Genomic DNA, 12,336 nt, shown 5'->3' with positions numbered 1-12,336 from the left:
CATATGTTCAGCGAACCATGCTGCTTCGCAGCTCCGGTACGAGGGCCCGTTCCTCCCCGGCCTGAAGGCCGGGACAGCCGAGGGGACATCCAGTGAAGATCCTGCACGCCGTCACGCTGCACTCCCCCTCGCACGCCTTCGGCGGCCCGGTGCGGGTGGCCCTCAACCTGGCCAAGGGGCTGCGGGAACGGGGCCACGAGGCGCGGCTGCTGGCCCTCGGGGAGGGCTTCGACCCCTGGCCCACGTCCGTGGAGGGCGTCCCGGCGAAGCTCTTCCCGGCCCGCCGTCTGCTCCCCCTCGGCTTCAGCGGGATGACCTCGCCGGCCCTGCTGGCCTCGGCGTCCCGTCTGGTGCGGGAGGCGGACCTGGTCCACGTCCATCTGGCCCGCGACCTGGTGACGCTCCCCCTCGCCCTGGCGGCCCTGCGCGCGGGCAAGCCCCTCGTCCTCCAGACCCACGGCATGGTGGACCCGAGCGACAGGCTCCTGGCGAAGGTCCTGGACGCGGTGGCGGTACGCCGCCTGCTGCGCGGCGCGGACGCGCTCCTGTACCTGACCCCGCACGAGCGGACGGGTCTGGACGCGGTGGTCGGCACCCCGCCCCTCTCCCAGGCGGTCCGGCTGGTCAACGGCACCCCGTCCCAGGAGGAGCGCCCGCCTCTGAGCGGCCCGCCCCGCATCCTGTACTCGGCACGCCTGCAGGCCCGCAAGCGGCCGGTGGACTTCGTGGACGCGGCCCCGGCGGTGCTGGCGGTCCACCCGGAGGCGGAGTTCGTGGTGGCGGGCCCCGACGAGGGCGAACTGGCCGCCGTCCGCGCCCGCATCACCGCCCTGGGCCTCACAGCCCGCTTCACGGTCCCGGGCCCGCTCTCCAGCGCGGAGGTCCTGACGGAACTCCGCCGCGCCCACGTCTACGTCCTCCCCTCGGTGGACGAACCCTTCCCCATGTCGGTCCTGGAGGCCCTGGCGGTGGGCGTCCCCACGGTGGTCACCCACTCCAACGGCCTGGCCCGCGACATCGCGACCTCGGGCGCGGGCCGAGCGGTGGACCAGGGCCCGCAGGGTGTCTCGGAGGCGGTCCTCACCCTCCTGGCCCCGTCCGAAAACGCCGCGGCGTCGGCGGCGGCCCGCGAACTGGCGGCGAAGTCCTTCTCGATGGCCTCGGTCCTGGACACCCTGCTCGGGGTGTACGAGGACATCAGCCGCTAGGGCCTGTCGTCAAACCTTGGCCGCCGGCCACCCAGGATCAGGGCTGATCGAATCCCGGTAGGTTCGCAGTCAGAGGGGTATGTCAGAGTCTGCGCATGCTCGAGATCGTGGTGAAGACGGAGAACTGGGAGCGGTACGTCCGTGTGTCTGCCGAGGAGCTGGCTGGGTTGGTCCGGCGTATCGGTGGCGAGGGTGACCGGTTCCTGGTGGTCCAGCGGATACCTGACCTGCCTGATGTCTTCGCCCAGGTCTGGCACAAGGCCGGTACTGATTACACGCTCGAGTACCGCGACGGTTCAGCTGAACGGCATTTCCAGGCGATGGCCGACGGGCCCGAGGACGTGGTTGCGGCGATTACCGGCTGGGCCCGCCAGGAGGCCGGTTGGGGCGATGGCCTGCCTTGGTCGCTGCTGGACATGGGCCCCGCCCGCGAGGTGCCACCGCTCGACCTCGACGAAGACGAACGCGAGGAGTTGGAGAAGCGCGTCCGCGAAGTGCTGGTCTGCGGCTACGCCTCCCGCGCCGAACTGGCCGAGCTTGCGGAGGACTACCTGGTCGCCAAGGACCGCCGGCCCGTTTCGCGGGAGCAGGCGGAGGCGCTGGCCGACCGGTTGTGGCTGGAGCGGGTCGCAGAGCAGGCCGCATGGCAGGGCGAGACCGACCCTGAACGGCTCACTCGCGCGTTCACCGCCCTGCAGGAGGCCGGAATCACCTCCCGCGAGAACTTCGCCTGCTGCCGTAACTGTGGCCAGGCCGAGATCGACGGTGAAGGAGGGACCGACGCCCGCGGCTTCGTCTATTTCCACACCCAGTGCACAGATTCTGCCGCAGCTGGCCACGGACTGATGCTCCTCTACGGCGGTTTCGACGGCTCGTCCGAGACCACTGCAGCCATCGGCCACGAGGTCGTGGCTGCCCTCACAGCAGTCGGCCTCCACGCCCAGTGGGACCGTGACCCCGGCCGGGCCATCACCGTCAGCCCCCTGGACTGGCGCCGCCGCCTTGTCGGTTAGGGACGGCATCAAAGATCCGCCCACATCAGGATCGATGCGAGGGTGACGGCTGCCCTGTAGGACTGGGCGGTCTTGTCGTAGGGGGTGGCGATGCCTCGCCACTGCTTGAGGCGGTTGAAGCACCGTTCCACGACGTTGCTGCTCAGGGACGTCCCCGCCAGGGAACACCGGCGCGGAACTTCCACACGATCCCGTTGAGGACGATCCGGTCGTCCAGCCGGAGCCGCCCCAGCGCAGGCCGGGGCAGCAACGGACGTATGAGGCCCCATTCGGCATCGGACAGTTCATGGCGGCATATCACCACTCCGTGATCCACAATCCAAGATCACTTTGAAGACGGGCTCTAGGGGCGGGAGGGGCGCAGATCGATACGGTGGATGCCATGGTTCCATCCGCACTGGACTCCGCCCGGGGAGCGGCCGGGCTGGCCGCGTCCCTCCTGCCTCCGCTGGGCGACCGCTGGCTGCACACTCAGGCAGTCGCGGAGCGCGCGCGTGAGCTGGCCGCGGCCGTTCCCTCGGCCCAAGGGGAACTGCTGGTGGCGGCGGCGTGGCTGCACGACATCGGGTACGCCCCTGCGCTCCGTGACACCGGGTTCCACCCCCTCGACGGCGCCAGGTACCTGGCGACGCGGGGCGTCCCGGCACGGCTCGTGAGCCTGGTCGCCCACCACTCGGGAGCCGTGTACGAGGCCGAGCAGCGGGGGCTCTCGGCGGAACTCGACGCGTACGACCGGGGTGATCCGGTGCTCCTGGACGCCCTCACCTGCGCCGACATGACGACCGGACCGGCCGGCCAGCGCCTCGTCTTCGCGGACCGCATCGGCGAGATCCTCACCAGGTACCCGCCGGGCAGTGAGGTCCACACGGCGATCAGCACGGCGGTGCCGGCCTTGGCGGCAGCGGTCGCCCGTACCCACGCCCGTTTGGCCGGTCAGCCGATGTAGGGCTCGGTCCGCCGGGAAAGCCCGTGCTCGATGCGCAACCGCATGGACGGATGGATCCGCATGTCATCGAGGTCGCCGGGGGCGAGGAAGGCGACCTCTCGGCTCTCGCTGCTCGTCCGGCGGACGCCGCCCACGATGCGGGCCGAGAAGCAGATCGAGAACTGCTGGCGGACTTCTCCGTCGTCGTACGCGATGACGTGGCGCGGGTTGGTGTACAGACCGACGAGGCCGGTCACCTCGACCTCGAACCCCGTCTCTTCACGCGTCTCGCGTACGGCGGCCTCCGCGACGGACTCGCCGGTGTCCACACCCCCGCCGGGCAGGGCCCACAGGCCGTTGTCGGTTCTGTGGATGAGCAGGACCCGCCCCTCACCGTCCAGGGCCACGACGGTCACGGACGGGACGATGCTGTTCGCCTCGGGCGCGTTCGGGTCGTTGAAGTAGTCCACTCGGGCCATGCCGACCAGCCTAGGCCGCCGTACCGCGCTCCCAGGCGTAGTCGAAGCTCTTCATGTAGTGCCGGAAGCTCCGGCCGCCCGGGATGTAGCGGAAGTGCAGGACCGGGTTCTGGCCTGCGGGCGCTCCGAGCACGTGGGGGTTGACGAGTACGTCGTCGTCGAAGCGGTACAGCGAGTTGTAGAGGATCGTCTCGTGCAGTCGGACCTCGACTCCGGGGGTCGTCATGGCCGGATCGAGATAGCGCCGCGTCATGCGCGAGCGCGCGGCGAGGTCCGCGCCGATCCCTTCCTCCTCGCCTCGTTGCCGGATCACCTCGGAGGCGGGATCGCCGAGGAGGATGCGCACTTGTGCTCCGGCCCGCGCCTTCCGGGCCAGCCAGTCCGCGAGTTCGGGATGGCCGTCGAAGAGGAACAAGCCCGCGTAGACGAGGACTTCGATGTGGCTCACCGCGTTGTCGATCAACGACGACCACAGGTCGACCGGTACTACACCGCGGTGCGGGTAGTAGGTGACCAGCTCGGAGGCGCTCGCCGTCTCGGCCTGCCGCGCGACCGTCGGCCAGAGGTAGAGCTCGTCGACACCGAGGAACGTCGCGGCCTTCCAGCGATGGGACCGGTGCGGCGTCCGGCCCGTCGTGATCCAGCGCTCCACCGTCTTCGGATCCACCCCGACTTGGGCGGCAACCGACTGGATGGTGGCCGAGCTCGCCGAAATGGCGGCGCGTAGACGCTCGTTGGCCATGGACTTGGCCTTCCCTCCGGGACGCCAGGACGTTTTCACCGTAGATCGAGACGTCCCTTAACGTCCATACGGACCGTGATGCGTCCACTACTTCGAGCGGTTTCCTGCAGTCATGGACGAAACGCGCACGGGCAGCGACGGCAAGGTTCCCCTGCACCAACCCCCTCCCGACCCGAGCCCCCACCTGCTCGCGCGGGCCGCACGCGGCTGGGCACGGTTCCTCGCCTCTGCCGCTCCCCGACCAGGAGTGAGCGGGATGGCTGGTGACTCCCATGACCTATGACGACGCCTTCGGACACGAGTGGCACCCATGGCTCGGGCGGACCGTGATGGACATCCCGAGCAAGGGGACGGGCCGGCTGATGGCCGTCGTGTATGAACAGGTGTGCACCTTCGGAGGGCAGGAGCACTGGGTGCGGCTTGCCTACATCCGGCCCGCCTCCGGGATCGAGTGGTCCACGGCGCTCGGCAACATCTCGCTGCTCTCCTGACGACGCACGGACGCCGCCGACCGGGAAGGGGTGCGGCGGCGTCCGGGGGCGGGTGGGGTTACGCCGGGAGCCAGGCGTAGCAGTTGGTCGAGGTGAAGGTGGCTGTGCCTGCGGGGATCGCGGCCGTGATCCTGTCGCCCGGCTTGGGCGGGGCATCCGGGCCCCAGGCGAGGGCGATGCCGTCCGTGTCCTTGGCCTCCCAGGTGCAGGTGGTGGACTGGGTGACGGCGCGGTAGATGCCCGAGGCTGGGTCCTTGCTGGAGCCGTCGGGGAAGCCCCTTTCCGCCGTCGCCAGGATCGGCTTCTGGTCGGGGCAGAGGTAGGTGATCGCGTCCCTCGCGCCCGTCAGCTCGCCCGAGGCGATCGAGGCGGCCGCGGCGTCCTTGTCGTGCTTGGCGGTGCGTTCCACGCGCTGGCAGGTCTCCTGGCCGGTCTGGAGGACGGCCGCGGGGTCGGTCTTGTCCGGGACGCGGCCGCTCAGGTACTGCTTCTCGTTCGCCTTGAAGCTGCCCGTCTTCGGGGTGAGCTGCGCGTCCGGGAGGACCGGGCCGGTCGGCTTGGCGTTCGGGTCCGCGGTGGCGGGGGGCGTGGTGGCGTCCGCCGGGTCGGGGGCCGGTGATGCGGCCGGCGGCTTCGGCTTGGCCGGGGCGGCGTCGGCCTTGGTGTCGCCGGAGGAGCTGCATCCGGTGAGGGTCAGGGCGGAGGCCAGGAGGAGGGCGGTGGTCGCCGCCGCGGAGCGGAGGTGCATCGGGGCTCCCGTGGAGAGGAGAAGGCGTACGGGGCCCGGCAGCCGAAGCGCCGGGCCCCGTACGTCTCGGGTGGTTACTTCTGGCCGAAGGTGAGGACCAGCTGCGGAGCGGCGTCCGCGGCGGTCGACTCCGAGGACCAGAGCCACAGCGCGTCGGTGCCCGTGCTGGTCAGGCCGAGGCTGTAGCTGCTGCCCAGCACCGCGGAGAGCGCGGCGGTGTCGAGCTCGACGTTCTGGATCGCCGAGCCGTCCGGCACGCCCGCGATGCTGCCGAGCGGGGTGGTGCCGAGGGTGGGCTTGGTGTTGAACGTGGTGCCCGCGCCGCTCCAGGTGCCGGTGACCGGGACCACGGAGACGGTGTCGGCGGTGCCGGCGCCGGTCTGCGTGGAGGTCTTGAACTGGAGGGAGGCGGCCTTCAGGACCTGTCCGGCCGGGGCGGCCGGGAGGGTGAAGCGCAGGTACGACTCGTACGTGGAGGTGCCGCGCACGGCGAGCTGCGTGGAGGTGCCGTAGGCCGTGGCCGGGGCGCCCTGGTTGATGTAGGTGTCCTCGGCCGCGGGGACCTTGGAGACCGTGTCGGCCGGGGCCTTGGCGAGGTCGTAGTGGCTCTTGACCTGGGCCTGGGTGAGGGCCGTCGGGTAGACGGCGGTCTCGTCGATCTGGCCGGCGAAGAAGTTGCTCGTCGGGCGGTTCGGCCAGCTGTTGAGGTTGTCGCCGCCCACGTGCCAGTAGCCGGCGTACGGGGTGGAGGTGGTGGCGCTGTTGGTGCCCTTGTTCTGGCCGTCGACGTAGAGCGTCATGCCGCCGGGGCCCTGGGTGCCGACGACGTGGTGCCACTTGTTGTCGTTGTACGTCTCGAACAGGCCCGTGGTGATGGTGCGGGTCGAGCCGTTGTAGACGCCGAAGGCGAGGCGGCCGGTGTTGGTCATGTACAGCTGCTTGTCGTAGGAGCCGCTGTTGTTGACCGTGTTGTTGCCGAAGCCGATCAGCTTGCCGCCGCGCGTGGTGTTGGTCTTGAACCAGGTCTCGACGGTGAAGCTGCTGCTCACGAACTGGCGGTGGTCGCTGTACACCTGCTGGCTGGTGCCGTTGAAGCCCATGGCCGTGCTGGTGCCGGTGACGGCGCCCGGGCTCTGGTTCAGCGCCGGGGCGCCCACCTGGATGCCGCTGGTGTTGCCGCCGTCGGAGGAGTCGGCCACGTACGGGCTGACGGTGTCGTCGTAGCGCCAGTACAGGCTGGCGCCGTCGGCGCGGACCTTGTCCGGGTAGGCCGCGACGGAGGCCGGGACGGTCACGGAGGCGGTGGCCGACAGGGCGCTGGTGTTGCCGGCGCCGTCGGTGGCGGTCACCCGGTAGGTGTAGGACTGGCCGGCCTTGACGGTGGTGTCGGTCCAGGAGGCCTGGGGCCGCTCGAACTCCAGGGAGTCGGCGGTCATGGTCTGGATCGGGGTGGCCGAACCGTTGCGGTAGATCCGGTAGGTCAGCTTGCTGTCGTCCTGGTCGTAGCTGGTGCGCCAGCGGACCTGGACCTCGCCGGGCTTGATGGCGGCGGCGCTGGCGACCGGGGTGGTGGGCGCGCCGACGTCGCCGGTGTTGGCGAAGCGGGTCAGGCCCGCCTGCGGCTTGCCGTTGATCTGGGTGAACTCGCCGCCGACCCAGAGGTACTTGACGTCGGCCTTCTCCGCGACGGCCATGACGCGCGGGCCGATGCCCTCGCCGATGCCGTCGTTGGCGGTGGGGTGCCAGCCGAGCTTGCGCGGGCCGCGCACGAAGCCGTCCACGGGGGCGGGGGGCGTGCCGGTGTGGTCGGTGGGCTGCGCCATCAGGAAGTTGCGCTTGCCGTCGGGGAACTCCAGCTCGGTGGAGCAGTCGTGGCCGTGCGAGGCGCTGTAGAGGACGCCGTCGTAGGGGAGGACGAACTGGGTCGCGCCGAGGCAGCGGTCGCGCCACTTCTCGTTGAAGTCGAGGCCCAGGCCGATGCGGCCGTCGAAGACGCCGCCGCCGGAGCCCTCGTTGCCGGTGTAGTAGCCGGTGGCGTCGGCGGCGATGTCCTTGACGACCGAGTTCGACGGGATGTTGCCGTAGGTCTTGGTGACCGCGCCGGTGGTGGCGTTGACGACCGCCAGGGCGTGCGAGTTGGAGCCGTTGACCGTGAAGAAGTCGCCGCCGAGGAGGACGTTCTTGCCGTCGTTGCTGACCTTGACGGCCCGGCCCGGCTCGTCCGCGTTGGCGGTGAAGGGCTTGAGGGCGCCGGAGGCGGCGTCGACCGCGGCGAACCGCTCGCGGGTCTGGCCCTCGACGGTGGCGAAGTCGCCGCCGATGTAGAGGGTGTCGTCGGTGACGTCGAGCGCGCGCACGGTGGCGGGGACGGCGGGGTGGAAGGAGGCCTTGGGGGTGCAGGTCTCGATGTCGACGGCCGCGAGGCTGGAGACCGGGGTGCCGTTGACTGCGCCGAAGTAGCCGCCCGCGTAGAGGGTCTTGCCGTCCTTGGAGACGGTCAGCGCCCGGACGGTCGCGGTGCCGTCGCCGACGGTGAAGGCCAGCTTGCAGGCGGTGGGGTTGCCGGTGGCGGCGTCGAGCGCCACGAAGTTCACGGCCTCCTGCTCGGTGCCCGCGGCGCCGTCGGGCGGGCGGACGGCCGAGAAGGTGCCGCCGGCGAAGACGGTGCCGTTCGCCTGGGCCATGGCGAAGACGACGCCGTCCGGCTGCCAGGTGGGCAGTTCGTCGGCGGTGAAGGCCACTGGCAGCGTCAGGGCCGATGCCGAGGGCATCAGCACCACCCCCATGCCGGCGCCGGCGCCGGCCAGTGACAGGACGAGGGCAGCAGTCAGCCCTCTGGATCTACGCATGAGCCCCCCAGGGCAATCGCCCGGTCTGATGGCTGGAACTGTACGAACAGCCGTGTGTATCCGACGCAGACTAGGACTCGGGTGACGTCCCGGTCACCTCACTTGACCCACTGCATACCAACTTGGGGTCAACGGGGGCCGGTTCGGAGGAGTCCACGCCGACATACGGCAGGTTGGCCCCGGTCAGAGCCGCGGAACAACGCAGACATGACCGGGACACGGCAAATCGTAGGCGAATCGTAGGCGAAGGATACGGCCTCAGCGGTCGATGCGTACGGTGGCGCCCGCCAGTTGGTCCTCGACCTGCCGGACGTCCGCGTCGACCATGATGCGGGCCAGTTCGGGCACGAGGACCGTCGGCTTCCAGCCGAGGATCTCGCGCGCCTTGGAGGCGTCGCCGATGAGGGCGTCGACCTCGCTGGGGCGCTCGTACTTGGGGTCGTAGCGGACGTGCTCGTTCCAGTCGAGGCCGGCGTGGGTGAAGGAGGACTCGACGAACTCCCGTACGGTGGCGGCGACTCCGGTGGCGACCACGTAGTCGGTCGGCTCGTCCTGCTGGAGCATGCGCCACATGGCCTCCACGTACTCGGGGGCGTACCCCCAGTCGCGGACGGCGTCGAGGTTGCCGAGGTAGAGGTGGTCCTGGAGGCCGGCCTTGATCCGGGCGACCGCACGGGTGATCTTGCGGGTCACGAAGGTCTCGCCGCGGCGCGGGGACTCGTGGTTGAAGAGGATCCCGTTGACGGCGAACATGTCGTACGCCTCGCGGTAGTTGACCGTCGTCCAGTACGCGAAGACCTTCGCCGCGCCGTAGGGGCTGCGCGGGTGGAAGGGGGTGTCCTCGTTCTGCGGGGGCGGGGTGGAGCCGTACATCTCCGAGGACGAGGCCTGGTAGATCCGGGTGTCGACGCCGCTGGCCCGGATGGCCTCCAGCAGCCGCAGCGCGCCGAGGCCGGTGACGTCGCCCGTGTAGAGGGGGGCGTCGAAGGAGACCCGGACATGGGACTGGGCGCCGAGGTTGTAGACCTCGTCGGGGCGTATGTCGCGCAGCAGGTTCACCAGGGCGACGCCGTCGGAGAGGTCGGCGTGGTGCAGGACGAAGGAACGGTTCGCCGTCTGCGGGTCCTGGTAGACGTGGTCGATCCGCTCCGTGTTGAAGCTGGAGGACCGCCGCACGAGCCCGTGCACCGTGTAGCCCTTCGAGAGCAGGAGCTCGGCGAGGTACGAGCCGTCCTGTCCGGTGACGCCGGTGATCAGTGCGGTCTTGCCCATGGGTCCCCCTGGGGTCCGTTGTTGCTGTTCTTTGTGAGGCTTCGCCTCGGTGTGTGGTCTGTGGGGCGGGTGGGACACCCTAAGCCCGCACCGGCCCGCCGCGGCGGACTGGCATCATCGGCGGTATGACTAATCCGCAGCCGCTCCTGCCCCCGCACGCCCGCGTCTTCGTCGCCGGACACCGCGGCCTGGTGGGCTCCGCGGTCGTCCGCCGCCTGACCGCCGACGGGCACGAGGTGCTCACCCGCGGCCGCGCCGACCTCGACCTGCGCGACGCCGCCGCGACGGAGGCGTACCTGAGGGACGTCCGTCCCGACGCCGTGGTACTGGCCGCCGCCAAGGTCGGCGGGATCATGGCCAACAGCACCTACCCGGTGCAGTTTCTGGAGGACAACCTCAGGATCCAGCTCAGCGTCATCGGCGGCGCGCACGCCGCGGGTGTGGGCCGGCTGCTGTTCCTGGGCTCCTCCTGCATCTACCCCAAGCTCGCCCCGCAGCCCATCACGGAGGACGCCCTCCTGACCGGACCGCTGGAGCCGACCAACGAGGCCTACGCCCTGGCGAAGATCGCGGGCATCGTGCAGGTCCAGTCGTACCGCAAGCAGTACGGCGCCTCCTACATCTCCGCCATGCCCACCAACCTCTACGGCCCCGGGGACAACTTCGACCTCGAGTCCTCGCACGTGCTGCCCGCGCTCATCCGGCGTTTCCACGAGGCCGCCGCCGAGGGCCGCGACGAGGTCACCCTGTGGGGCAGCGGCACCCCGCGCCGCGAGTTCCTGCACGTGGACGACCTGGCGGCCGCCTGCGCGGTGCTGCTGGAGCGCTACGACGGGGACGAGCCCGTCAACATCGGCTGCGGCGAGGACCTGACCATCAGGGCGCTGGCCGAGACGGTCGCCGAGGTGACCGGCTTCGAGGGCCGGCTCGCCTGGGACACCTCCAAGCCGGACGGCACCCCGCGCAAGCTGCTCGACGTGTCCCGCCTGAACGCGCTGGGCTGGAAGCCCGGCATCGGGCTGCGCGAGGGCATCGCCTCCACCTACCGGTGGTGGCTGGAGCAGAACTGACGTCAACGCCGCCGGCCCCTCAGTACGCTCCGCGACCGTCGACGACGGCGCGGAGGGTACGGCCCATGACGTCGACGTCGCTGGTGAAGGACCAGTTGTCCACGTACTGGAGATCGAGCTGAATCGTTTCGTCCCAGGAGAGGTCGGAGCGTCCGCTGATCTGCCACAGCCCCGTCATCCCGGGCCGCACGGTGAGCCGGCGCAGCTCGACCTCGTCGTACTGCGCCACCTCCTCGGGCAGCGGCGGCCGCGGGCCGACCAGGGACATGCTGCCCGTCAGCACGTTGTACAGCTGGGGCAGTTCGTCCAGCGAGGTGCGGCGCAGCAGCCGGCCCACCCGGGTCACCCGGGGGTCGCGGCGCATCTTGAACATCAGCCCGTCGTTCTCGTTGGACGCCGACAGCTCGGCCTTGAGCCGGTCGGCGTCCTCCACCATGGTGCGGAACTTCCACATGACGAACGGGACCCCGTCGCGCCCGATCCGGCGCTGGCTGTAGAAGGCCGGGCCGCGCGAGCCGAGGCGGATGGCGAGCACCAGCCCGAGGAACAGCGGTGACAGCAGGAGCAGTCCGGCCGCGGCCGCCACCCGGTCGAGCGCCGACTTGAGCAGGGGCTGGGCCCCCCGGCGCACGGGCGGGGCGACCCGCAGCACGGCGAGCCCGCCGGCGGACAGGGTCTCCAGCCGCTTGACGGAGACCTCCACCAGGCCGGGGAAGACCGCCATCTCCAGTCCCTCGTCGTGCAGCGCCCACGCCACCCGGCGCAGCCGCTCCCCCGCGATCCGCGCCCCGGGCACCACCAGCACCAGGTCGGCGTGGTGGCTGCGGACGGCGCCGAGCACGGCGGCCGGGTCCTCGGTCGGGGCCTCGGGCATCCGGGCGCCGAGCCGGGCCGCGACGGGCACGCCGCCTTCGGGGGCGCCCTCGCCGACCGGGCACACGCCGACGACCACGTAGGGGTGGTCGGTGCGCGCCGCGAGGTGGGCGATGACGTGGTCGGCCGCCGCCGGTTCGCCGACGACCAGGACCCGGCTGACGGCCTGGGCCTCGCGGCGGGCGGCGTGGAGGTGACGGTAGGTCAGTTTGCGGCAGGCGACGGTGACCAGGAGGGCGGGCAGCAGTGCGCCGAGGGCGGCCAGCCGGGGCGTGCTCTCCCCGGTGAGCACGCGGACGACGGCCAGGACGCCGATGAGAATCAGCCAGTCGTGGACGACGGGCAGCACTCCGCGGGATTCTCCGAGGGCCCGGGTGGCGTAACGTCGCCGCAGGGCCTGTACGCCGGCCCAGGCGAGGGCCGCACCGAGGGCGCAGTACACGGGCCTGGCCTGCTGCGCCGCGTCGAAGACCAGGCCGACGGGCACGGCAGCGCCGGCGAAGTCGGCACCCACGGCGGCGGGCAGGTACCAGCGGGCCTTGTCACCGATGCGCCGCGCGGGGGCGTCCTGGGGCCCGTCCGAACCACCGGCCGCCGCGGCCACTCTTTGCGCAGGAAAATGGACATGCCTCATGGGCCCCCCTGGCACGTGGTCTATGTCGCTGG

General features: G+C 70.9%; 12 protein-coding genes and 1 pseudogene. 5 read left to right on the top strand and 8 right to left on the bottom strand.

Annotated elements, in window-relative coordinates; genetic code table 11:
• Positions 1-92 precede the first annotated feature (92 nt).
• Positions 93-1,208 (top strand): glycosyltransferase, encoded by a 1,116-nt coding sequence (locus B4U46_RS24625; RefSeq protein WP_079429856.1) that lies wholly within the window; start codon positions 93-95, stop codon positions 1,206-1,208.
• Positions 1,209-1,303: 95 nt separating this feature from the next.
• Entirely contained in the window at positions 1,304-2,221 is a 918-nt protein-coding gene (locus B4U46_RS24620; protein ID WP_079429855.1) for a DUF6891 domain-containing protein, read from the top strand.
• Positions 2,222-2,229: 8 nt separating this feature from the next.
• On the opposite strand, the pseudogene B4U46_RS40680 reads toward B4U46_RS24620, so the two are convergent.
• Together B4U46_RS40680 and B4U46_RS40675 are read right to left on the bottom strand one after the other, a co-directional pair.
• A pseudogene (locus B4U46_RS40680) lies at positions 2,230-2,358 on the bottom strand (IS5/IS1182 family transposase); the annotation flags it as partial.
• A 5-nt stretch (positions 2,359-2,363) separates the two neighbouring features.
• On the bottom strand, positions 2,364-2,522 hold the full coding sequence (locus B4U46_RS40675; protein WP_420543180.1) for a transposase: 159 nt from the start codon (positions 2,520-2,522) through the stop codon (positions 2,364-2,366).
• A gap of 81 nt (positions 2,523-2,603) precedes the next feature.
• On the opposite strand from B4U46_RS40675, the gene B4U46_RS24605 reads away from it, so the two are divergent.
• A complete protein-coding gene (locus B4U46_RS24605; RefSeq protein WP_079429852.1) occupies positions 2,604-3,167 on the top strand; it encodes an HD domain-containing protein in 564 nt (187 codons plus the stop codon).
• On the opposite strand, the gene B4U46_RS24600 is transcribed toward B4U46_RS24605, so the two are convergent.
• The gene (locus tag B4U46_RS24600; protein WP_079429851.1) at positions 3,155-3,625 is read right to left on the bottom strand and encodes an NUDIX hydrolase; all 471 of its coding nucleotides are present in this window, start codon (positions 3,623-3,625) and stop codon (positions 3,155-3,157) included. The genes B4U46_RS24605 and B4U46_RS24600 overlap by 13 nt on opposite strands.
• A 10-nt stretch (positions 3,626-3,635) precedes the next feature.
• Positions 3,636-4,367, bottom strand: coding sequence for an XRE family transcriptional regulator (locus tag B4U46_RS24595; protein WP_079429850.1), 732 nt, complete (start codon positions 4,365-4,367; stop codon positions 3,636-3,638).
• Between the two features lie 272 nt (positions 4,368-4,639).
• Between B4U46_RS24595 and B4U46_RS24590 the strand changes: the two genes are divergently transcribed.
• On the top strand, positions 4,640-4,858 hold the full coding sequence (locus B4U46_RS24590; protein WP_100862840.1) for a hypothetical protein: 219 nt from the start codon (positions 4,640-4,642) through the stop codon (positions 4,856-4,858).
• Positions 4,859-4,916: 58 nt separating this feature from the next.
• Here B4U46_RS24590 and B4U46_RS24585 read toward each other — a convergent pair whose 3' ends face one another.
• The 3 genes from B4U46_RS24585 to gmd all read right to left on the bottom strand — a co-directional run bounded on the left by B4U46_RS24585 (position 4,917) and on the right by gmd (position 9,727).
• Positions 4,917-5,606, bottom strand: a complete 690-nt coding sequence (locus B4U46_RS24585) for a hypothetical protein (protein WP_079429848.1) — start codon at positions 5,604-5,606, stop codon at positions 4,917-4,919.
• A 74-nt stretch (positions 5,607-5,680) separates the two neighbouring features.
• A complete protein-coding gene (locus B4U46_RS24580; RefSeq protein ID WP_079429847.1) occupies positions 5,681-8,455 on the bottom strand; it encodes a DUF7594 domain-containing protein in 2,775 nt (924 codons plus the stop codon).
• 258 nt (positions 8,456-8,713) lie between these two features.
• The gene (gene gmd, locus B4U46_RS24575) at positions 8,714-9,727 is read right to left on the bottom strand and encodes a GDP-mannose 4,6-dehydratase (RefSeq protein ID WP_079429846.1); all 1,014 of its coding nucleotides are present in this window, start codon (positions 9,725-9,727) and stop codon (positions 8,714-8,716) included.
• 125 nt (positions 9,728-9,852) lie between these two features.
• Between gmd and B4U46_RS24570 the strand changes: the two genes are divergently transcribed.
• On the top strand, positions 9,853-10,797 hold the full coding sequence (locus tag B4U46_RS24570) for a GDP-L-fucose synthase family protein (RefSeq protein ID WP_079429845.1): 945 nt from the start codon (positions 9,853-9,855) through the stop codon (positions 10,795-10,797).
• Between the two features lie 19 nt (positions 10,798-10,816).
• Here B4U46_RS24570 and B4U46_RS24565 read toward each other — a convergent pair whose 3' ends face one another.
• Positions 10,817-12,304, bottom strand: coding sequence for a sugar transferase (locus B4U46_RS24565; protein WP_079429844.1), 1,488 nt, complete (start codon positions 12,302-12,304; stop codon positions 10,817-10,819).
• Positions 12,305-12,336: the final 32 nt, after the last annotated feature.

It is taken from the genome of Streptomyces katrae (genome assembly GCF_002028425.1).
GTDB classification, from domain to species: Bacteria; Actinomycetota; Actinomycetes; order Streptomycetales; family Streptomycetaceae; genus Streptomyces; species Streptomyces katrae_A.
This window is presented reverse-complemented; position numbering and strand designations above follow the sequence as displayed.

Excerpts from the sequence above, each read along its gene's own strand:
- B4U46_RS24570 (WP_079429845.1), top strand. The coding sequence starts at position 9,853 with ATGACTAATCCGCAGCCGCTCCTGCCCCCGCACGCCCGCGTCTTCGTC.
- B4U46_RS24565 (WP_079429844.1), bottom strand. The coding sequence starts at position 12,304 with ATGAGGCATGTCCATTTTCCTGCGCAAAGAGTGGCCGCGGCGGCCGGT.
- B4U46_RS24605 (WP_079429852.1), top strand. The coding sequence starts at position 2,604 with ATGGTTCCATCCGCACTGGACTCCGCCCGGGGAGCGGCCGGGCTGGCC.
- B4U46_RS24585 (WP_079429848.1), bottom strand. The coding sequence starts at position 5,606 with ATGCACCTCCGCTCCGCGGCGGCGACCACCGCCCTCCTCCTGGCCTCC.
- B4U46_RS24590 (WP_100862840.1), top strand. The coding sequence starts at position 4,640 with ATGACCTATGACGACGCCTTCGGACACGAGTGGCACCCATGGCTCGGG.
- B4U46_RS24580 (WP_079429847.1), bottom strand. The coding sequence starts at position 8,455 with ATGCGTAGATCCAGAGGGCTGACTGCTGCCCTCGTCCTGTCACTGGCC.
- B4U46_RS24620 (WP_079429855.1), top strand. The coding sequence starts at position 1,304 with ATGCTCGAGATCGTGGTGAAGACGGAGAACTGGGAGCGGTACGTCCGT.
- gmd (WP_079429846.1), bottom strand. The coding sequence starts at position 9,727 with ATGGGCAAGACCGCACTGATCACCGGCGTCACCGGACAGGACGGCTCG.
- B4U46_RS24600 (WP_079429851.1), bottom strand. The coding sequence starts at position 3,625 with ATGGCCCGAGTGGACTACTTCAACGACCCGAACGCGCCCGAGGCGAAC.
- B4U46_RS24595 (WP_079429850.1), bottom strand. The coding sequence starts at position 4,367 with ATGGCCAACGAGCGTCTACGCGCCGCCATTTCGGCGAGCTCGGCCACC.